This window comes from Burkholderia metallica, from assembly GCF_001718555.1.
Lineage (GTDB): Bacteria > Pseudomonadota > Gammaproteobacteria > Burkholderiales > Burkholderiaceae > Burkholderia > Burkholderia metallica.
In genome coordinates this window covers 641000-662363 of sequence record NZ_CP013403.1, presented here as the reverse complement: position 1 = coordinate 662363, position 21364 = coordinate 641000, and the positions used below count along the sequence as shown (strand labels likewise).

Below are 21364 nucleotides of genomic sequence, written 5' to 3'. Positions count from 1 at the left end.
GGTAAACACCATCGCTAAATTATTAGTAATAATTTCAAAGCATTTCTATACTTGCGTCGGCATCGGGCAAAACCCCGCGCCACGACACGGCAACACGACGAGACGGTGACCGGAAGCGAATGCGCGCGAACCCGCCGCGCTGCCCGCTCCGCCCGTCCGCACATCACACGCGTACCGCTCCGGACGCTTCCTGTCCGGGCACCGCTTCATCCGCATCGAGTCATCAGTCGTCCGCTTCTCCTCATTCATACGGAGTCCAGAATGACTATCACGTCTCGCCTCAAGCCCGCCGCACTGGCGGTCGTCGTCGTGCTCGCGTCGTGCGGCGGCGACGATTCGTCCGCGCCGTCGGCGTCCGCGCTCGCCGCGCGTGCGTCCGTCGATGCCGCATCGACCGACAGCGCCGCAGCCGCGAACGCAACGGCGTCCGGCGATTTCATGAACACGGGCTACGGCGGCCCGTCGCACTTCCCGAATCAGCTCGTCACGCTCGGCCTGCCGGGGCCGACGCCCGCGCTGCGCGTGTCGCCGCACGGCGTGCCGCCCTATGCACCGCCGGCGCCGCCCGTCGCGACCGACACGCAGACGCTGACGCTCGCCGACTTCGATACGTACGGCCCGGCGTGGACGAGCGGCGGCGGCAATACGATCCGGATCGACGGCACGAACACGGACGGCGCAAAGCTCGTCACGAACGCGCAGCATCCGGCATACGGCCACGCGTCGTACGAAGCGGACGTCACGATCGGCGCACCGGCGCCGGGCACGAACACCGCGAACGCGGGCTTCATCGTGCACGTGACGAACCCGACGGTCGGCACCGACGCGCTGACGGGCTACTACATCGGGCTCGACGCGGTGCGGCACGTGGTGCAGGTCGGCCGCGAACGGAACGACTGGACCGACTTCATCGACTACCCGGCGCCGGCGATCGTGCCGGGCAGCACGCACCATCTGAAGGTCGTCACGCGCAACAACGCGATCGACGTGTACGTCGACGGCACGCAGACGATCAGCATCAACGACGCGACGAGCGGCCTGACGACCGCGCTGCGCGCGGGTGCGTTCGGGCTGCGCCGCTTCGGCGCGAGCGTCGCGTTCAGCAACGTGACGGTCAGCCGCTATCCGGACGTCGCACCGAAAACCTACGACTTCTCGCGCGTGGTCGGCGCCGTGTACAACCCGTGGAATGCGGTCAACGCGATCGACTTCTGGGAGAACTACGATCCGGCGACCGTCGACCGCGAGCTCGACTACGCGCAGACGTACGGCATGAACACGATCACCGTGTACCTGCACTACCTGAACTGGGTCAACGACCGCGACGCGTTCCTAGCGAAGTTCGACAGCCTGCTCGGCATCGCCGCGCGCCACGGGCTGAAGGTCGCGCCGATCTTCTACGACGATTGCTGGCACGTCGATCCCGCCTACGGCCCGCAGCCCGCGCCGATCTTCGGCGTGCACAACAGCCGCTGGGTGCAGTCGCCCGGGCAGTCGGTCGAGCAGCAGTACCTGCAGCCGGTCGCGGCGGGCGCGTCGACCACGTACAAGCAGGACCTGCAGCACTACATCGCCGATTTCGTGTCCGCGCACCGCAACGACCCGCGCATCCTGTACTGGGAACCGATGAACGAGCCCGGCTGCAGCGGCAACGGCGCGCTGCAGCCCACGCGTGCGCTGATGATGAACGACGCCCGCATCGCGATCCTGAACGCGGGCGCGACGCAGCCGATCAATTCGCCGAACGTGCAGGAGCCGGAAGGCGACTACTTCTCCGATTTCCACGCGTTCCACCCGTACGCGAAGAACGCGACGACGCCCGACTACTCGCTGCCGCCGAGCCTGCTCGACAGCCTGAATTCGGAAACGCTGCAGCGCGGCTGGCCGGGCGGCCAGGCCGGCCAGACGATGGCCGGCATCGCATCCACCTACGGCGGCACGACGGGCTTCCTCGTGTGGGAGCTGATGATCGGCCGCACGAATACGCGCTTCCACTGGGGACAGACGGCGTCCGCCCCGGCGACCGTCGAACCGGCCACGCCGTTCCAGGGCACGCTCTACCCCGACGGCCACCCGTGGAGCACGGCCGAGGTGCAGGCGCTCGCGAGCGCGTTCAGCTCGCGGCTGCGCGTGCTCAATGCGACGTACTACAACGACACGACGTTCACGACGCCGGTGTTCTCGTCGATCACGCCGCTCGTCGATTTCGACCTGAACACCGAGCGCGGCACCGATTCGCCGGACGCGTCGAAGGGGATGAATGCGACGAACTATGCGATCCGCTGGACCGGCGCGCTCGACATTCCGAAGGCCGACAACTACACGTTCAGCGTGACGAGCGACAACGTCGCGCGAGTGTGGATCGACGGCCGCAAGGTGATCGACAAGGAACAGCCGGGGCTCGCGACCGCGAAGGGCCGCATTCACCTGACGCAGAAGCGCAACGTGCCGATCCGCATCGAGTACGTGCATGCGAGCGGGCCGGCCAGCATGCATCTGCAATGGTCGAGCCCCGGTGCGAGCCGCGACAATCTGGTGCGTGTCGCGCAGCGGCCGCTGACGGACGCGCTCGCGCAACAGTAGGCGTTTTCACGGCGACGCCCATGACGCCGGTGCGGCGTCACGGGCAACGCATCGCGCCGCGCAACGACCGGTTTACTTCAACCGCCCCGACAGGAACTGCCCGAGCCGTTCGCTCTTCGGATTCACGAGAATCTCCTGCGGGTTCCCTTCCTCCTCGATCTTCCCCTGATGCAGGAAGATCACGTGATTCGACACGTTGCGCGCGAAGCCCATCTCGTGCGTGACGACGACCATCGTGCGGCCTTCCTCGGCGAGCTTCTGCATCACCTTCAGCACTTCGCCCACCAGTTCCGGATCGAGCGCCGACGTCGGCTCGTCGAACAGCATCACTTCCGGCTCCATCGCGAGCGCACGCGCAATGGCCACGCGCTGCTGCTGGCCGCCCGACAGGTGCGACGGATACATGCCCTCGACGCGCGGCGCGAGGCCGACCTTCTCCAGATACTTGCGCGCCCGCGCGATCGCTTCGTCCTTGCCGACGCCGAGCACCGCCATCGGCGCTTCGATGATGTTCTCGAGCACCGTCATGTGCGCCCACAGGTTGAAGTGCTGGAACACCATCGACAGCTTCGTGCGCATCCGCTGAAGTTGCTTCGGGTCGGCGACACGCAGCGAGCCGTTGCGGTCGCGCGTGGTCCCGATCGGCTCGCTGCCGATCGTGATCTGCCCCGAGCACGGCTGCTCGAGGAAGTTGATGCAGCGCAGGAACGTGCTCTTGCCGGAGCCGCTCGAGCCGATGATGCTGATCACGTCGCCGGCCTTCGCCTTCATCGACACGCCCTTCAACACCTCGTTGTCGCCGAACTTCTTGTGCAGGTTGTCGACGGTGAGCTTGTACATGCTGAATCCTTCCTTGCGAATCTTGCGAAAGCGTTAGTGGCCGCGCGGCGCGAGGTACGCGAGCCAGCGCATCTCGAGCTTGCGGAACGCCCAGATGAGCGTGAACACGACGGCGGCGTACAGCACGGCCGCGATGCCGTAGGCCTGGAACGACATGTACGTCGCCGAATTGACGTCGCGCGTGATCTTCAGGATGTCGGGCACGGTCGCGGTGAACGCGAGCGTGGTCGCGTGCAGCATCAGGATCACCTCGTTGCTGTAGCTCGGCAGCGAGCGGCGCAGCGCGGAAGGCAGGATGATCCGCGTATAGAGCTTGAAGCGCGACATCCCGTAGGCCATCCCGGCTTCGATCTCGCCGGCCGACGTCGCCTTGATCGCGCCCGCGAAGATCTCGGTCGCATACGCGCATTCGTTCAGCACGAACGCGAGCAGCGTGCAGTTCATCGCGTTGCGGAAGAACGTGTCGAGCAGCACGTGGTTATGCACGACCTGCAGGCTGTAGATGCCCGTGTAGCACATCAGCAGTTGCACGTAGAGCGGCGTGCCGCGGAACACGTACGTATAGAGCCACACGGGGCCCGAGATCCAGCGGTTCGACGACGCGCGCGCGATTGCCAGCGGCACGGCGAGCGCGAAGCCCAGCGCGATCGACACGACCAGCAGCCACAGCGTGATCGCGAGGCCGCTGAAGCGGTAGCCGTCGGTATAGAGATAGCTTTGCCAATACTGGCTGACGAGTTCGATCACAGTGCGAGCCTCCGGACACCGACGGAATAACGCTTCTCGAGGTGATGCAGCACGACGTTCGACACCGTCGTGATCGCGAGGTAGATCGCGCCTGCCGCCAGCGTGAAGAAGAAGAAATCGAGCGTGCTCTTGCCCGCGTCCTGCGACGCTTTCACCACGTCCGCGAGGCCGATGATCGACACGAGCGCGGTGGCTTTGACCAGCACCTGCCAGTTGTTGCCGATGCCCGGCAGTGCGAAGCGCATCATCTGCGGGAACAGGATGCGGCGGAACACGCGCCAGCCGCTCATTCCGTACGCGAAGCCCGCTTCGAGCTGGCCGCGCGGCACGGCGAGGAACGCGCCGCGGAAGGTCTCGGTGAAGTACGCGCCGTAGATGAAGCCGAGCGTGATGACGCCCGCGACGAACGGATCGATGTCGATCTGGTCCCAGCCGAGCATGTCGGTCACGTTGTTCAGCAGGATCTGGATTCCGTAGAACAGCAGCAGCATCAGCACGAGGTCGGGCACCGCGCGGATCAGCGTCGTGTAGAAGGTGCCGACCGACCTGAGCATGCGATTCGTCGACAGTTTCGCGCTCGCGCCGACGAGGCCGAGCACGAGCGACGCGGCGAGCGACAGCACCGCGAGCTTCACGGTTTCCACCGTGCCGGCCCACAGCAGCGGGCCAAATCCTTGGAAGATCATATGAGGGACCCAGATCGAAGTGGCTGGATTGTCAATAGCCATTAACTGCGCATCAAACGATACTTACGCACGACGTGATGCAGCCTGCTCATCAAGCCGCACGCATCGCGCACCGTGCGCGGCGCCCGACGACAGCGCGGCACGCACGCGGCCGGCGCGCGCCGGCGCCGCTGTACGACACCCCGCCGCGAACCCTTCCAACCCGGACATCGCCCGTTCCGGCGGCGCCCCAAGTTGTACATACAACTTTGCCTTTTCAGCCCGTCCACCGGCAATCCGTGTTTATCTCTAGTTGTCGCCGGATTGTTTCGCCGGTGGAATTTTCCCTTCAATTTCAATTGATTACGGATTACATCGCGCTAAACGGAAGCTTTCCGAGCGCATCGGGCGCCAGCTTTCACCTGTCTAGACCTGACAAGGCCGCATCGCGCAGCCCGTCGGTCATGCGGACCGTTTCCAGACCGACCCGCCGGTAGCCGAACCGCGGTTCCGTCAGCGGGTGCCGCGGGCGCGCCGGCACCGGTTCGAGCTTTCGCCGCAGGTTCGTCATGTCATGGACACGCGCACGTCGTGCGCGCGGCCCGACGTCGCGAACACGTTCGCGCGCCTCTCGCGGCGCATCCGCGGTCGCGATCGTTTTTTATGCGTTCTTTTCACGGCCGGTTCGAGTCTATACACCGTATCGTCACCGTGATTCCTAGAATGGGCGGCATGTCCAGCATGAAATCTCCGCAGTGCGAAGCACGATGCGAACCGGGGTGCCAGCATGAAACCGACCACAACCGAAACCGCCGCTTCACGCGCGCTGCCGATCGTTCGATCGCGGCGCCGGACCGCCGCCGACGAATTCGTGCTGCTGTCGATTCGCATCGAATCGGACAACCTCGCCGTCGTGCGCCGCCTGCTGCATCAGGCCGTCGGTGCCGCGCTCAATTTCTACACGGCTGCGATCGACAACCGCACCGGGCGAGCGTGCATCGAGCTTGAAGTCGCGCGGTCGCAGGCGTCGCCCGCGATCCTGTCGATCCTCCGCCTGCTGCCGGCCGCCGAATTCGGCGCGATCCGCCTGCTGCAGCACTAGCCGGCATCCGTTGCGGTCGCGCACGACACACGTCTCGCGCCCGCCTCCCCCTTTCATCGATTCGAACGCGCGTTTCCGACGCGAACGCATGCGGCTCGTCATCGCCACGCGCCGCGCCGTTACGCCGTCGGCGCGCGCGCCGGATCGTCGTTCCCGTCGCAACGGGCCTTTCCAGGAAGCACACTCAATGAAAAAAGCAGTCGTCGGTACCCTCTCCCTCGCGTTCTTCGGCGCCGCCGCGCATGCGCAAAGCAGCGTCACGCTCTACGGGATGCTCGATGCGGGTATCGCCTACACGAACAACCAGTCGGGCAAAAGCGCGTGGCAGCAAGGCAGCGGCCTGCTGTCGAACACCGTGTTCGGCCTGAGCGGCAACGAGGATCTCGGTGGCGGCCTGCATGCGCTGTTCCGCCTCGAAAGCGGCTTCAACCTGAACAACGGCACGCAGTCCTACAGAAATACGATGTTCGGCCGTCGCGCGTACGTCGGCCTGCAGAGCGACCGGTACGGCGCGCTGACGCTCGGCCGCCAATACGACGCCGTGGTCGACATGCTCGGCCCGCTCGCAATGGCGAACAACGGCGACGGCAACAACCTCGCGTCGCATCCGTTCGACAACGACAACCTCGACGATTCGTTCTACATCGACAACGCGGTGAAATACACGAGCCCGACGCTCGCCGGCTGGCAGTTCGGCGGCCTGTACGGGTTCAGCAACGCGGCCGGCGGCTTCGCGAACAACCGTGCGTACAGCGCCGGCGTGTCGTATGCGAACGGGCCGGTCAGCCTCGGCGCCGCGTATCTGCAACTCAACCGCGGCGGGCTGACGCCCGGCGGTGCGCTGTCGACCAACGACGCGCCGAACTTCCCGGCCGTGCGCCAGCGCGTGATGGGCGCGGGCGGCAGCTATGCGTTCGACCGGCTGACGGTCGGCGCGTTGTGGACGCATTCGATGTTCGACGACACGGCCGCATCGTCGCTGCCCGGCGCGCTGAACGCGCTGCGCTTCGACAACTACGAAGTCAACGCGCGTTACGCGCTGACGCCAGCGGTTTCGTTCGCGGGCGCCTATACGTTCACCGACGGCCGCTACGACGACGCAGCCGGCAGCCACCGGCCGAAATGGCATCAGGTAACGCTGATGGCCGACTACGCGCTGAGCAAGCGCACCGACGTCTATGCGGAAACCGTCTATCAGCATCAGTTCGGCGTGCCGTCGGGCGCGACGCTCGGGTTCGCGAACGTCACGGGGCTCGCGGCTTCGTCGAACCATACGCAGGTGGTCGGGACGGTCGGCATCCGGCATCGGTTCTGAGCGCACGCCCGTCGGCAAAGGCCGGCCGCTCTGTGCAATCCCGCATGGACGCGCGCCGGCCGAACAGGGATCATTCGGGGGAATCCGGGCCCGCGCGTCCGCGAAACCGGTACACTCGGCGCCGGGCGCGCGCCGGATCGGCATTCGGCGGCGGGCCGCCGCCGACTCTGGAATCGTGATCCCATGACCACACCGATCTATCAGGAAATCAAGGACTTCATCCTCGCGCGCATTCATGCCGGCGAATGGGCGGAAGGCGACCAGGTGCCGTCGGAGAACGAGCTGGCGCGCGAATTCAACGTCGCGCGGATGACCGTCAACCGCGCGCTGCGCGAGCTGACCGCCGAACAGGTACTCACGCGTACGCGCGGCTCCGGCACCTACGTCGCGTCGCCGAAGTACGAATCGACGCTCGTCGCGATCCGCAGCATCTCGGACGAAGTCGCCGCGCGCGGCCACGGCTATCGCGCGCAGGTGCTGCAGGTCGGCGCGGCCGTCGCCGACGCGAAGCTCGCCGACGAGCTGCAGATCGACACCGGCAGCCCGATCTTCCATTCGCGCGTGCTGCACTTCGAGAACGACACGCCCGTGCAGCTCGAGGAGCGCTGGGTCAATCCGGCCTGCGCGCCGGAATATGCGTTGCAGGACTTCACGACGACGACGCCGAACCAGTACCTGACGCGCGTCGCGCCACTGCAGCGCGTCGAATACCGGATCGAGGCCGCGATGCCCGACGCCGAAACGCGCCGCCACCTCGCGATGGACGACCGCGAGCCGTGCCTGCTGCTGCATCGGCGCACATGGTCGCAAGGGCTGGTCGCGTCGGTCGCCAATCTGTGGCACCCGGGCAGCCGCTACCGGTTCACCGGGCATTTCTGATGCCGATGCGCGCGCTTACCGCGCGCCCGGCTGCGCCCAGCGCTCGATCGCTCTGACGGCCCGCACGGCCGAATGCGGGTGCCCGATCCCCTGCGACGGATTGCCATCGATACTTGCAAGCACCGCCGGTCGCGCAGCGCGTAGGCATTTTTACGACGATCGCAACCATCGCATGCCAAATTTCCCGCGCAGCGGTATGCTGATGTCGTACGGTTGCGCACGACGCCTCGGGTAATCCCTTCATCGGCACGTCGTCACGCCGCCGTCGCGACCGCAATCATGCGTTGCAAGGAGGGATTCGTGATGGCATCCACGCATCAGCACTTCCACCTCGAACTACGGCACGCCACCGCGCCGACCTATTTCATCAGCTACCTGTTTCCCGCATTGCTGTTCGTGTACGAACTGCTGCGCGTCGGCCAATGGATCCGCGATCACGGGATGCAGTTCGCCGCGTTCAAGCAGATGGGTTACGAATATCTGCTGATGCTGCTGTTCGTCGGGCTGCAGATCGTCGTCGAGGCGATCTTCCTGCTCGGCGCCGCGATGCGCAAGGATCATCGCGACTTCGAGCACCGGCTGCCGAACGTGGTCCTCGGGATCGGCTGCTCGATCGCACTGCTCGCGATCGATCTCGCGATCCAGCTCGCGTTCTGACGATCGGCGGTCGCGGGCCCGCCGACGGCGGTCGCGCTCACGCGCGCGCGTCGCGCAGGAACGTCGCGACAGCGGCCAGCACGTCGTCGGTCCGCTCGCGGTGCGGCATGTGTCCGCACCGGCCGAGCAACAGATACGACGACGGCCCCGCGACCTGCGCGGCGATCCGCTTCGGATGCACGTCGGACCCGTATTCGTCGTCTTCGCCGTGAATCGCGAGCGTCGCGCAGTGCACGCGCCGCAAGTCGTCGTCGAGATTCCAGTCGCGAAACGCCGGCGACAGCCACGTGTCGACCCACGCGCGCAACACCCATTCGGCCTTGTCGCCGTGATAGCGCGCGAGCCGGTCGAGCTGCCCCGGTTCGTCGAACTGCTGCCCCGCGTCGCGAATCCCGGCCAGCGTGCGATCCTCGACGAACGCCTGCGCGGCGATCGTCACGAGCGCGCGGCAGCGCTCCGGATGCGCGGCCGCGCAACCGATCGCCATCCCGCCGCCGACGCTGTGCCCGAACGCGACGAACGCATCGACGCCAAGCTGTTCGAGCAGCGTCGCGAACGCATGATCGGCCTCGTCGCGCACGAACGTCGTGCCGAGTGTGCCCGGATGACGATCGGAACGACCGAAGCCGAGACGGTCGTATGCGATCACGTCACGCTGCGTGGCGCGCGCGAGCTGCGCGGGGAAGTCGCGCCACAGCTCGACGCAACCGAGCGAATCGTGCAGCAGCACGATCGGTGCGGCCGGCTCGCCTGCCGCCGGTTGCGCGGGGCCGCCGCGCCAGCGTTTCGCGAAGAGACGCCCTTGCGGCGTCTCGACGGTGGTCTCCTCGGTCACGATTGCGGTCATGTGTGTGATGTGCCTGTCGTCTGCATGAGAACGGCCGCCCGCCGGCGGCCGCATCGAATTGCGCGATGGTGGCCCGCGCCCGCCCGCAGCGTCAAGCAAGCCCCCACCGCCCGCGCGTTCATTCGGGCTGCGGCGGCAGATAGTCCATCTTCGCCTCGTCGTACAGCCGGTAGATCAGCGCCTGCATCGCGCGGATGTCCTCCGATTCGTCGAGCATCCGCATGCTCATGATGATCGGCGACACGAGGTTCGGATCGTCGAGCGGCTTGTAGCTGATGTCGTCGCGCTTCAGCCCGTACACGCTCTGCGGCACGACCGACACGCCCTCGCCCATCGCGACGAGGCCGAGCGCGATCTGCAGTTCGCGCGTCTCGTAGATCTTGCGCGGCTGCAACGCGCGGTCGTGAAACGCCGCGAGCACCTGGTCCGCATAGCTCGGGCGCGGTGCCTTCGGAAAGATGATCAGCGTGTCGTTCACGAGATCGTGCAGCGACAGCACGGGCTTCGCGCTGTCGAGCACGTGGCCGACCGGCAGCGCGACGATCATCCGCTCCTCGCGCAGCACGACGCGCCGCACGCTCGGATCCTCGTGGCGGATGCGCCCGAACCCGACGTCGATGCGCCCTTCCTTCAGCGCCTTGATCTGGTCCATCGTCGACATCTCGTGCAGGCTCAGCTCGACGGCCGGATACTCGCCGCGAAAACGCCGGATGATCTTCGGCAGCATCCCGTACAGCGTCGAGCCGACGAAGCCCACCGACATGCTGCGCTCGATCTTGCCGACCCGCTTCGTCATCGATTCGAGCTCGGTCGTCTGCGCGAGCAGCTGCACCGCGTGCGAATAGAAGAAGCGCCCCGCGTCGGTCAGCTTCAGCGGCCGCGCATTGCGCTCGAACAGCGGCACGCCGAGCGCTTCCTCGAGCTGCTGGATCTGCCGGCTCAGCGGCGGCTGCGCGATATGCAGCCGTTCGGCCGCCCGCGTGAAATTCCGCTCTTCCGCAACCGCGACGAAGTAGCGGAGGTGTCTCAACTCCATGTTCGATGCCTCCCGGACAGCGATCCGGCGCTCAACCCCGGCCGAATGATGTCGTCACGATACCGCAGGCGGCGCAAACCGCCACGCGCGGCCGCGCGCCGCCCAAAGCAAAACGGGAAGCCCGCGAGCTTCCCGTTGCTTGATCGATGCCAACGCGCGGCGCCTCGGCATCGCGCGCCGCCCGTCACACCTCGGTCGCGTAGAGCGCGTCGCGCTGCGCGTCGCTCAGCGTGTCGAGCGGCACGTCCGGCAGCTGGTAGCAGATCATCGTGCCGTACAGTTCGGCGAGACAATTGCTGCCGGCATCGAGCGCGTAGCCGTCCTCGCCGTCCGGAGCCGGCGGGTACACTTCGCGCCACGCGTTGATCGCGGCTTCGATTCGCACGATGGAAACGGGTCCGGCCTTCCGCTCGGCGGGTGATGCGCTCATGGATTCCTCTGGGTTGCGCGCTCCGCGGGCCGTATCGGCCCGCACGGAGCGATGAAAACGCCGGGCATCGCGCCGGCCGCCGCAGGTCGCGCGCCGGATGCCGATCCGCGCTGCGCGCCTCGCGCCGGCCGGGCCGTGGCCCGGTAGGGTCGGGCAATATAACCGGCTTTGACCCCGTGGAGGCAAAAGCCGGGCAAAAAAAACGGGAAGCGCGAGGCTTCCCGTTTCGTCGCATCGCGCGCGGCCGCATGCCGCGCCCGCGTCAACCCGCGGTTTCGCGATTCGCCACCGGCTGGCGCTGCGCGCCGCGGCTCGCGGCGATCCACGGCGCGATTTCCATGTCTTCGTAGCGCACGAAACGGCTCTTCTTCAGGAACCGGAAGCCGAGCCACACGACGAGGAACAGCGGAATGCCGACATAGGTCGCGGCCACGCCCGCCCAGTCGATCCGGTTCGCGAGGAACGCCTGATAGTCCTGGCCGAGCGCGATCACGAGGCACAGCACGAACGCGAACAGCGGGCCGAACGGGAACCACTTCGACTGGTACGGCAGCTGGTCGAGCGAGTAGCCCTGCTTCACGTAGCCCTTGCGGAACCGGTAGTGGCTCACCGCGATGCCGAGCCACGCGATGAAGCCCGTCATCCCGGACGTGTTCAGCAGCCACAGGTACACGGTCTTGTCGCCGTACAGCGACGTGAAGAAGCACAACGCGCCGACGGCCGTCGTCGCATACAGCGCGTTGCGCGGCACGCCGCCGCGCGACAGCTTCGCGAAGATCTTCGGCGCACGGCCTTCGGTCGCGAGGTTGTAGAGCATCCGCGTGGACGCATACATGCCCGAGTTGCCGGCCGACAGCACGGCCGTCAGGATCACCGCGTTCATCACGCCGGCCGCGAACGCGAGGCCCGCGTGGCGGAACACGAGCGTAAACGGGCTCACGCCGATGTCGGTCACGTCCGTCTTCAGCAGGTTCGGGTCGGTATAGGGAATCAGCACGCCGATCACGAAGATCGCGAACACGTAGAACAGCAGGATGCGCCAGAACACCTGGCGCACCGCGCGCGGGATCGTCGTGCGCGGGTTTTCCGATTCGCCGGCCGCGACGCCGATCAGCTCGGTGCCCTGGAACGAAAAGCCCGCGATCATCGCGACGCCCATCAACGCCGGCAGGCCGCCCGCGAACGGTGCGTCGCCAATCGTCAGGTTGCCCCAGCCGTTGCTCGGCGCGCCCTTCAGAATGCCGAAGATCATCAGCAGGCCGACGCCGATGAACGCCACCACGGTGACGACCTTGATCAGCGCGAACCAGTATTCGGCCTCGCCGAAGCCGCGCACGGTGAGCGCGTTGAGCAGGAACATCACGCCGAGGAAGGCCGCGCTCCACCACACGCCGGGCACGTCCGGAAACCAGTAATGCATCACAAGCTGCGCGGCGACGAGTTCCACCGCGATCGTCACCGCCCAGTTGTACCAGTAGTTCCAGCCGAGCGCGAAGCCGAAGCCTTCGTCCACGTATTTCGCGCCGTAGGTCGCGAACGAGCCCGACACCGGCATGAACGCAGCCATTTCGCCGAGGCTCGTCATCAGGAAGTAGACCATCAGGCCGATCAGCATGTACGCGACCATCGCGCCGCCGGGGCCCGCCTGCGAGATCGACGCGCCGGACGCGACGAACAGGCCCGTGCCGATCGAGCCGCCGATGGCGATCATCGTCAGGTGGCGCGCTTTCAGCGCGCGATGAAGCTTGGGTGGGTTCGCGGGCGAACCGGGTGGGTCGGATTTCGGAATTGCGGACATAAACGAGACGAACGTTGAGCGGGCCGGCATCCGTAGCCGGCGCATGCGGAATCGGAGCGCAGTGCGCGTCCTGCGATGCATTCGATGCGGCCCCGATTTGCGTTGCGCGGCGGGCGCCTGCGGCGAAGCGCGGATTCTACCTGATTCGCCACGGGGACAGCTCAGGTGCCGCGGCCCGCCGTCGCCGCGGAGATTTCGCGGAATCAACACGTTGGCTCCCACCGGACCGGCCATGGGCGAGGACCGGCGGAAAAACCACGCGCGTCGGGCAGTTGTCCGTTTTTCCAAATCCGCCGGTGTTGCGCCGCTGTCCGCCGCCCTCCCGTCGATACCACGCCGACGGACATAATCGACGGGTAATCACTGGATTATTCAGACAAAACACCCAATATCGATCATTGATTCAAATCAAATCGCCTGCATGCAAAGCGGTAATGATGCGTAACCGTTGTGAATCGCCGTATCCGCATGCATGTTTTGCATGCGCGCACGAATGCCGTGAAATCGCGAGATAATGCGCCCCGATTCAAAATAATCAGTGTGCGGAATCGCCGACGATGCGCCAATCCGCCGCCCGCCGCCCCCGAGGATGAAGTCATTCACGCTGCCCGCCGCGCTGCGCCGCCATACCGCGTCGATCGTGGCCCGCATTCTGTCGCCCCGCGGCGTGCTCGTTGCGGGGATCGTGCTGCTGATGTTCAGCTGGGGACTTTCCACGTCGCTGTTAATCGAGGCGCGGCGCGATGCATACGACCATGCGGTCGAAAATGCACGCAACCTGATGCTGCTGATCGAACGCGATATCGTGCGCAATATCGAGCTCTACGATTTGTCGCTGCAGAACGTCGTCGACGGCATTGCCGACCCGGAGCTGATGACGCTGCCGCCGCGCCAGCGCCACCGGCTGCTGTTCGACCGCGCGGCGACCGGCGAATATCTGGGCTCGATCTTCGTGATGGATGCGCACGGCAATATCGTGATCGATTCGAGCGCGTCGCCCGCGCGGCAAGGCAATTTCGCCGACCGCGACTACTTCGCCGTGCATCGCGACGGGCTCGCGCAGGGCCTCTACCTCAGCCGGCCGTATGCGGCCCGGCTGCGCGGCGGTGCGCTGACGATCGCGCTCAGCCGCCGGATCAGCCGGCCCGACGGCAGTTTCGCCGGCATCGTCGTCGGCACGCTCAGCATCGACTACTTCCGCGCGCTGCTCGACGGCCTCGCGGTCGGCCAGCACGGCAGCGCGGCGATCGTCGAGGACAACGGCACGCTCGTGTCGCGGCTGCCGTTCGACTCGCGCGTGGTCGGCCTCGACCTGCACGACTCGCCGCTGTTCGTCGAATCGCAGCGCACCCGCGCCGGCGCGCTGACCGGCACCGGCGCGATCGACGGCGTGCGGCGCATCTATGTTTACAAGCATCTCGCCGGCCTGCCGCTGATCGTCGACGTCGCGCCCGCCGAAGTCGACATCTACGCGCCGTGGCTCCACCGCGCGATCTGGACCATCGTGCTGATGTGCCTGTTCACCGGCTTCATCGCGTGGGGATCGATGGCGCTGTCGCGCGAACTGCGGCGCCGGCAGATCGCCGAATCGAAGCTGTACCGGCTCGCGCACACCGATGCGCTGACGGGCCTCGACAACCGCGGCACGTTCGACGCGGTGCTCGCGAAGGAGGCACAGCGTGCGTCGCGCAGCGGCCGCCCGCTGTCGGTGCTGTTCGTCGACGTCGATCACTTCAAGGCGTTCAACGACTACTACGGCCACCCGGCCGGCGACGACGTGCTGCGGCGCGTCGCGCAAACCGCGTCGCGCTGCCTGCGCCGCGACAGCGACCACGTCGCCCGCTACGGCGGCGAGGAATTCGTCGTCACGCTGCCCGACACCGATGCGCAAGGCGCGGTGGTCGTCGCCGAGGGCATCCGGCGCGCGATCGCGGAACTCGACATCGAGCACGCGCGAAGCCCGTACCGGCGCGTCACCGCGAGCATCGGCACGGCGACCGCCGTCGACGGGCGCCTGAACGCCGCCGCGCTGCTGCGGCAAGCCGACGAGGCGCTGTACCGCGCGAAGTCCGGCGGCCGCAACCGCGTGCTGGAAGCGCAGCCGCGCACGGCCGACGCCTGACGCCACCGCGACGTGACGTGACGCGAACGCGCGCGGCAGCCGGCCGCGCCGGATGACCAACCGCACCGTGGACAGTCCCCCCGCGTTCGGCTAGCGTTACGTCTGCTGCACATGCGGCGCGGCGCCGGCCCGCGCACGCCGCCGTGCGCGTTCCGCCACTCCAGCTCCGCCATGACCACCCCGCTCCCGACCCGGCTGCCGCCGATCCTGCGCCACGCGCTCCGCCCGCTGCTCGACCCGTATCGCCGCTACCGGCACGCGAAGCTGATCCATGCGGCGCGCGTCGCGCTCGCGATTCTCGTGTCGATCGCGCTGTCCACCGGGCTGAACGTGCCGCACGGCGAATGGTCGACGATCACCGTGCTGATCGTCGTCGGCGGGCTCCAGCATCACGGCAACATCCGCAAGAAGGCGGCCGAGCGCGCGCTCGGCACGTCGATCGGCGCGCTCGCGGGGCTCGGGCTGATCCTGCTGTATTCGTTCGTGCACGCGCCGCTCGCGATCTACCTGCTGATGGCGCTCGCATGCGGCATCTGCGCGTACCACGCGATCGGCAAGGCCGGCTACATCGCGCTGCTGTCGGCGATCACGATGGTGATCGTCGCCGGACACGGCGACAACGAGATCGTCGACGGCCTGTGGCGCGCGGTGAACGTGCTGACCGGCATCGCGATCGCGCTGGCGTTCTCGTTCGCGCTGCCCCTCTACGCCACCTACTCGTGGCGCTACAAGCTCGCCGACGCGCTGCGCGCGTGCGCGGCCGTCCATGCGCGACTCGCGGGCGACCGCCAGGTGAGCGACGACGCGCACCTGAAGGAAATGGCCGCGCTCAGCGCGCTGCTCGTGCAGTTGCGCTCGCTGATGCCGTCGGTGTCGAAGGAGTGCGAGACGTCGATGGCGCAGCTCGAAGCGATCCAGCGCAGCCTGCGCCTGTGCATCGGCTATCTGGAGATCCTGTCGAGCGCGGTCCCGGCCCGCGACGACGTCGCGGCCCGCGAATACATGCGCGTCGACATGAAGGCGATGAACCGGCGCATCCGCGACACGCTGGTCGGCGCGAGCCGCGCGCTCAAGTTCGGCACGCCGAGCCGGCTCGCGCCGCGCCGCCGGCCGGCCGAACCGCCGCACGACGCGCCGCCGCCGCAACTGTCCGGCTACGTGTCGATCACGGCCAAGCTGGCCGGGGAAGTCGACCAGTTGCGCGAGAAACTGCTCGATACCGCGCAGTCGTGGAACATCTGACGTTGGCAGCGACCGGCGCTTTACACGCCATACTTTCAAATACCTTTCGATACGATGCGGTGGGCATCACGACGCCGACCGCCACGCTTTTTGCCCCGATCCAACCCCGATAACACGCGTCCCGAGCGGGCTCGCCGGGGGCGGAATCGCTGCGATTTCGCGCCGGCCCGCGGGGCGCTCTCCACCCGGTTAATCCCTCGTCAGGCCCGCCGCGACAGGCGCGGCGACGGTTCTGCACCAAAATCAGCCCTTGCTCCAACCTTCCGGACAGCCGATACTCGCATATTCCGCGAAATACGATCCCACCGGCTTCAATCCACGGTAATTCCTATGAGCACGATTCTCGAAAGCCTCCCGACCGGCCAGAAGGTCGGTATCGCCTTCTCCGGCGGCCTGGACACCAGCGCTGCGCTGCACTGGATGAAACTCAAGGGCGCCGTCCCGTACGCATACACGGCGAACCTCGGCCAGCCCGACGAAGACGATTACGACGCGATCCCGAAACGCGCGATCGAATACGGCGCAGCCGGCGCCCGCCTGATCGACTGCCGTGCGCAGCTCGTCGCCGAAGGCATCGCGGCGCTGCAAAGCGGCGCGTTCCACATCACGACGGCCGGCGTCACGTACTTCAATACCACGCCGATCGGCCGCGCCGTGACGGGCACGATGCTCGTCGCCGCGATGAAGGAAGACGGCGTCAACATCTGGGGCGACGGCAGCACGTACAAGGGCAACGACATCGAGCGCTTCTACCGCTACGGCCTGCTCGTGAACCCGGACCTGAAGATCTACAAGCCGTGGCTCGACCAGACGTTCATCGACGAACTCGGCGGCCGCGCCGAAATGTCGGAATTCATGAACCAGGCCGGCTTCGCGTACAAGATGTCGGCCGAGAAGGCGTATTCGACCGATTCGAACCTGCTCGGCGCGACGCACGAAGCGAAGGATCTCGAAAGCCTCGAAAGCGGCATCAAGATCGTGAACCCGATCATGGGCGTCGCGTTCTGGCGCGACGATGTGAAGATCGCCGCGGAAGAAGTGACGGTGCGCTTCGAAGCCGGCCAGCCGGTCGCGCTGAACGGCGTCGAGTTCACCGACCCGGTCGAGCTGCTGCTGGAAGCGAACCGCATCGGCGGCCGCCACGGCCTCGGCATGAGCGACCAGATCGAGAACCGCATCATCGAGGCGAAGAGCCGCGGCATCTACGAAGCCCCGGGCCTCGCGCTGCTGTACATCGCGTACGAGCGCCTCGTCACCGGCATCCACAACGAAGACACGATCGAGCAGTACCGCGAGAACGGCCGCCGCCTCGGCCGCCTGCTGTACCAGGGCCGCTGGTTCGACCCGCAGGCGATCATGCTGCGCGAAACCGCGCAGCGCTGGGTCGCGCGCGCGATCACCGGTGAAGTGAAGATCGAACTGCGCCGCGGCAACGACTACTCGATCCTGAGCACGAAGTCGCCGAACCTCACGTATCAGCCGGAGCGCCTGTCGATGGAGAAGGTGGCGTCGACGTTCTCGCCGCGCGACCGAATCGGCCAGCTCACGATGCGCAACCTCGACATCACCGATACGCGCGACAAGCTGCGCGTGTATTCGCAAGTCGGGCTGCTGACACCGGGCGAAGCATCGGCGCTGCCGCAGATCAAGGGCGACGACAAGTAAGCCGTTTCGCTCGACGCCATGCCGCATCGCTTGCGGCATGGCCGGGCAGGCCGCGTGGGCGGATCGAATTTCGCGCACGAGGCCTGCCGCTTCTCCTCCCCCGCCTTTTTGCTTTCCCCCGTATTCGCATCACCCCGAGTAACGCACCCGAGTCATCGCACCGCCGCCGCGTGAGTCATGGCAAGCTTCGGTCTTCCGATTACAGCGCCGACTCATGACCGCCCTTACCGTCATCCACCTGAACGGCCCGATCAACAGCGGCAAGACGACGATCGGTGTCGCGCTCGCACGCGTGCTGCCCGACGCGCGCTTCATCGACGGCGACGATCACGATGCGCCCGAAGACGCGCCGTTCGCCGTGCAATGGGCGATCGCGCTCGAACGTCTCGTCACGCAGATCGCGAACGCGCGCGAGCGTTACCTGGTCATCGCGTATCCGATCGGCGACCCGGAATTCGAGCGGCTGCGCGCCGCCTGCGATGCGCGCGACGCACGGCTGTTCGTCGTGACGCTCGCACCGCCCGAAGCGGTTGCGTCGTCGAAGCGCGGCGCGCGTGTGCTGACGGACTGGGAGCGGAGCCGGATCGCCGAGATGTATCGCGAAGGCTATGCATCGCGGCCGTTCAGCCAGATGGTGCTCGATACGTCCGACGCGACGCCCGACGCTTGCGCGGCACGGATCGCGCAGCACGTCGCCGCGACGGCGTCGTAACCGACACGCCGGCGCGCGAATACCTCGCAGCGATCGGCGTCTATCCGCTTTTCAGGCTCGAATAGGAAAACGTTTACTCCTCCAACGCTTCTTGTTAGCATCGTCCTCGATCGGCCGGACGCGCTTCACGGAAAGCCGATTGCAAGCTTCAGATATTCCGCAATTTCCCCGAGATTTACCGCATCACTGTTCCAGCCGTCGAGCGTTACCTGCTTTCTGTATTTTGGAGTGCTTTCTATGGGCAACCGGTCTCGTTTCGACGATCGCGCGCCATAAAAGGAAAACGTTATCCTCAACGTGGCACCGAGCCACGGACCATCAGAGAGAGACACCATGAAGACCAGGATCATCCCGTGCGTCATCGCCGTTCTGTCCGTTGCGTGCCTGTCCGCGTGCGGCGGCGACGATCCGGCCAGCCCGGCCGCCGCCGCCCGCCAGCAGGCCACCGCGATGGCGCTCAGCCCGTCGAATCCGCCCGGCTCGAACTTCAACCTCGCACCGTTCACGCTGCAGTTGCCGACCGGCTCGTCCGGCAAGGTCGACACGGTGAGCGGCTCGTCGCTCGCGGGCGGCTACGTGAACCCGACGTATTTCTATACGGACGGCAGCGACGGCTCGATGGTGATGATGGACCCGACGCAGGGCTGGACGACGTCCGGCTCGCTGCATCCGCGCACCGAGCTGCGCGAGAACACGACCTGGCCGACCTCCGGCACGAACCGGCTGAATGCGACGGTGGCCGTCACGCAGGTGCCCGATCACACGACGATCGGCCAGATCTTCCAGGGCACCGGCCCGAGCAAGCCGCTGTGCGAGCTGCAGTTCACGTCCGGCGGCGTCGTGCAGCTGCTGCTCGAAAGCACCAACCAGGGCGGCAAGTCGACGACCACGCCGATCACGACGGTCGGTGTCGGCAAGAAGTTCAGCTACGCGCTGAGCCTGAGCGGCACGACGATCACCGTCACCGCGAACGGCACGACCAAGACCTTCACGATGGATTCGAGCTTCGACGGCGAGAATTTCTACTTCAAGGCGGGCGACTACGACCAGACGGCCGTGTCCGGCACGCCGCTCACGACGCCGGGCACCGTCGTGAAGTTCTATGCGCTGACGCGCACGCATGGTTGATCGCACGTAACGCAACATGGCGCCGGGCGGGCATGCGATGCGCGTCTGTCCGGCGTTTCGGCGCAAACATCGCGCTCACGAATGATGCCGCACGCCCGGCGCGACCGCTTCCCGCTCCCCCTTGCGGCTCAGCATCAGCGTGACGACCGCCGACACCGCGAGCGTGCCCGCCACCACATAGAGCCCGGCCGCATACCCGCCCGTCGCATTCTTCAGCCAGCCGATCGCGAACGGCCCGACGAACCCGCCGAGATTGCCGATCGAGTTGATCATCGCGATCCCCGCGGCCGCGCCGGCGCCCGACAGGAACGCGCTCGGCATCGCCCACAGCGGCGCCTTCGCGGCGCTGATCCCGATGTTGACGACGACCAGCGCGAGCACGGTCAGCAACGCGGTGCTCGCCTGCCCCGCGAACACGAAGCCGATGCACGCGAGCACGCACGGAATCACGACGTGCCACGTGCGCTCGCCGGTGCGATCCGAATGCCGCGCCCAGACGATCATCGCGACGACGGCGGCGATGCTCGGGATCCCGGTCAGCAAGCCCGTCTGCAGTGCGGTGAAGCCGAACTGCTTGACCATCAGCGGCGCCCACAGCCCGAGCGTGTAGAGCCCGGCCGACGTGCCGAAATAGATCAGCGCGAGCGCCAGCACGCGCGGATCGCGCAACGCCTGCCACGCGCCGGCCGTGTGCCCGGCATGCGTGTGGCGCACGTCGGCTTCGGCCTTCAGCTTCGCGATCAGCCAGTCGCGCTCGTCCGGCTGCAGCCACACGGCCTTCGACGGCGAATCGGTCAGGCACTTCAGCACGACGAAGCCGAGCACGACCGCCGGCAGCGCTTCGACGATGTACAGCATCTGCCAGTCGGCGAGCCCGAACAGCGGCGGCATCTGCATGATCGCGCCGGACAGCGGCGAACCGATCGCGGTCGAGATCGGCGCGGCCGCCATGAACCACGCGGCGGCCACCGCGCGCTGCTTCGCGGGGAACCACAGGCTCAGGTACAGGATGACGCCGGGGAAGAACCCGGCTTCGGCCACGCCGAGCAGGAAGCGCAGCACGTAGAAGCTCGTCGGCCCGGCCGCGAACGCGGATACGGCCGACACGAGGCCCCACGTGATCATCACCCGCGCGATCCAGATGCGCGCGCCGACGCGATGGAGAATCAGGTTGGACGGCACTTCGAACAGGAAGTAGCCGATGAAGAACAGGCCGCCGCCGAACCCGAACGCGGTCGGCGACAGGCCGATCGCCTTGTTCATCGTCATCGCGGCAAAGCCGACGTTGACGCGATCGAGAAAGCTGACGAAGTAAAGCAGCATCACGAACGGAATGATCCGCCACATCAGTTTCCGCGCGACGCGTGTTTCCAGATCCGCTTGCATGTGTCTCCTCCTTCGAGGTCGAGCCGTGCTCTGCCGGTGAATACTCGCCGGCGCCGCGACGAAGCGCGCGCGCCGGCGCCCGGCTCGCGTCGGACGCGCGAGTCGCGGGTATCAAAAACCGCGGGGACGATGAACGGGGGGGCGCCCGGCTACCGGTTGCGCACACACGCCGCCTACGTTGCGGCCCGCATGCGTAGCGCCGCGTTGATC

Annotated in this window: 19 protein-coding genes and 1 pseudogene; 10 read left to right on the top strand and 10 right to left on the bottom strand. The window is 66.7% G+C overall.

The features are described from left to right. Positions 1-261: 261 nt before the first annotated feature. Positions 262-2583 (top strand): PA14 domain-containing protein, encoded by a 2322-nt coding sequence (locus tag WJ16_RS22740; RefSeq protein ID WP_069259331.1) that lies wholly within the window; start codon positions 262-264, stop codon positions 2581-2583. 72 nt (positions 2584-2655) lie between these two features. Here WJ16_RS22740 and WJ16_RS22735 read toward each other — a convergent pair whose 3' ends face one another. Genes WJ16_RS22735 through WJ16_RS22725 form a run of 3 tightly spaced genes read right to left on the bottom strand, consistent with a single transcriptional unit; the run spans position 2656 to position 4856 of the window. Then, a complete protein-coding gene (locus WJ16_RS22735) occupies positions 2656-3423 on the bottom strand; it encodes an ABC transporter ATP-binding protein (RefSeq protein WP_069259330.1) in 768 nt (255 codons plus the stop codon). Positions 3424-3456: 33 nt separating this feature from the next. Continuing rightward, positions 3457-4170: an ABC transporter permease gene (locus WJ16_RS22730; protein WP_069259329.1), complete on the bottom strand. Its 714-nt coding sequence runs from the start codon at positions 4168-4170 to the stop codon at positions 3457-3459. After that, the gene (locus WJ16_RS22725; RefSeq protein ID WP_069259328.1) at positions 4167-4856 is read right to left on the bottom strand and encodes an ABC transporter permease; all 690 of its coding nucleotides are present in this window, start codon (positions 4854-4856) and stop codon (positions 4167-4169) included. The genes WJ16_RS22730 and WJ16_RS22725 overlap by 4 nt, the downstream gene beginning before the upstream one ends. A 766-nt stretch (positions 4857-5622) precedes the next feature. On the opposite strand from WJ16_RS22725, the gene WJ16_RS22720 reads away from it, so the two are divergent. The 4 genes from WJ16_RS22720 (at position 5623) to WJ16_RS22705 (ending at position 8788) form a co-directional block, all read left to right on the top strand. Next, positions 5623-5937, top strand: a complete 315-nt coding sequence (locus WJ16_RS22720; RefSeq protein WP_076605993.1) for a hypothetical protein — start codon at positions 5623-5625, stop codon at positions 5935-5937. A gap of 187 nt (positions 5938-6124) precedes the next feature. Beyond that, positions 6125-7252, top strand: a complete 1128-nt coding sequence (locus WJ16_RS22715) for a porin (RefSeq protein WP_069259327.1) — start codon at positions 6125-6127, stop codon at positions 7250-7252. A 183-nt stretch (positions 7253-7435) separates the two neighbouring features. Then, positions 7436-8131 carry a histidine utilization repressor gene (gene hutC / locus WJ16_RS22710; protein WP_069259326.1) on the top strand — a complete coding sequence of 232 codons (696 nt, stop codon included), beginning with the start codon at positions 7436-7438 and terminating at the stop codon, positions 8129-8131. 303 nt (positions 8132-8434) lie between these two features. Beyond that, positions 8435-8788 carry a hypothetical protein gene (locus WJ16_RS22705; RefSeq protein ID WP_069259325.1) on the top strand — a complete coding sequence of 118 codons (354 nt, stop codon included), beginning with the start codon at positions 8435-8437 and terminating at the stop codon, positions 8786-8788. Positions 8789-8825: 37 nt separating this feature from the next. Here WJ16_RS22705 and WJ16_RS22700 read toward each other — a convergent pair whose 3' ends face one another. The 5 genes and pseudogenes from WJ16_RS22700 to WJ16_RS35005 all read right to left on the bottom strand — a co-directional run bounded on the left by WJ16_RS22700 (position 8826) and on the right by WJ16_RS35005 (position 13502). After that, positions 8826-9635: an alpha/beta fold hydrolase gene (locus WJ16_RS22700; protein ID WP_069259324.1), complete on the bottom strand. Its 810-nt coding sequence runs from the start codon at positions 9633-9635 to the stop codon at positions 8826-8828. A gap of 118 nt (positions 9636-9753) precedes the next feature. Next, positions 9754-10671: a LysR family transcriptional regulator gene (locus WJ16_RS22695; protein WP_069259323.1), complete on the bottom strand. Its 918-nt coding sequence runs from the start codon at positions 10669-10671 to the stop codon at positions 9754-9756. A gap of 184 nt (positions 10672-10855) precedes the next feature. Then, complete coding sequence (locus WJ16_RS22690; RefSeq protein WP_069259322.1) at positions 10856-11101, bottom strand: DUF3717 domain-containing protein; 246 nt, start codon at positions 11099-11101, stop codon at positions 10856-10858. Positions 11102-11489: 388 nt separating this feature from the next. After that, positions 11490-12812, bottom strand: a pseudogene (locus WJ16_RS22685) (amino acid permease); the annotation flags it as partial. 495 nt (positions 12813-13307) lie between these two features. Beyond that, complete coding sequence (locus WJ16_RS35005; protein WP_157126849.1) at positions 13308-13502, bottom strand: hypothetical protein; 195 nt, start codon at positions 13500-13502, stop codon at positions 13308-13310. On the opposite strand from WJ16_RS35005, the gene WJ16_RS22680 reads away from it, so the two are divergent. From WJ16_RS22680 to WJ16_RS22665, 4 genes are all read left to right on the top strand, one after another. Next, a complete protein-coding gene (locus tag WJ16_RS22680; protein ID WP_069259321.1) occupies positions 13489-15021 on the top strand; it encodes a GGDEF domain-containing protein in 1533 nt (510 codons plus the stop codon). The two genes, WJ16_RS35005 and WJ16_RS22680, sit on opposite strands and share 14 nt — an antisense overlap. A 171-nt stretch (positions 15022-15192) precedes the next feature. Beyond that, entirely contained in the window at positions 15193-16263 is a 1071-nt protein-coding gene (locus WJ16_RS22675; protein WP_069261089.1) for an FUSC family protein, read from the top strand. A 330-nt stretch (positions 16264-16593) separates the two neighbouring features. Further along, the gene (argG, locus tag WJ16_RS22670) at positions 16594-17928 is read left to right on the top strand and encodes an argininosuccinate synthase (RefSeq protein WP_021157353.1); all 1335 of its coding nucleotides are present in this window, start codon (positions 16594-16596) and stop codon (positions 17926-17928) included. Positions 17929-18142: 214 nt separating this feature from the next. After that, the gene (locus WJ16_RS22665) at positions 18143-18640 is read left to right on the top strand and encodes a nucleoside/nucleotide kinase family protein (protein ID WP_069259320.1); all 498 of its coding nucleotides are present in this window, start codon (positions 18143-18145) and stop codon (positions 18638-18640) included. A 125-nt stretch (positions 18641-18765) separates the two neighbouring features. On the opposite strand, the gene WJ16_RS35000 is transcribed toward WJ16_RS22665, so the two are convergent. Continuing rightward, a complete protein-coding gene (locus WJ16_RS35000; RefSeq protein WP_157126848.1) occupies positions 18766-18990 on the bottom strand; it encodes a hypothetical protein in 225 nt (74 codons plus the stop codon). Here WJ16_RS35000 and WJ16_RS22660 point away from each other — a divergent pair. Continuing rightward, a complete protein-coding gene (locus tag WJ16_RS22660; RefSeq protein ID WP_069259319.1) occupies positions 18974-19768 on the top strand; it encodes a polysaccharide lyase family 7 protein in 795 nt (264 codons plus the stop codon). The two genes, WJ16_RS35000 and WJ16_RS22660, sit on opposite strands and share 17 nt — an antisense overlap. A gap of 75 nt (positions 19769-19843) precedes the next feature. Here WJ16_RS22660 and WJ16_RS22655 read toward each other — a convergent pair whose 3' ends face one another. Beyond that, on the bottom strand, positions 19844-21154 hold the full coding sequence (locus WJ16_RS22655; protein ID WP_069259318.1) for an MFS transporter: 1311 nt from the start codon (positions 21152-21154) through the stop codon (positions 19844-19846). Positions 21155-21364 lie beyond the last annotated feature (210 nt).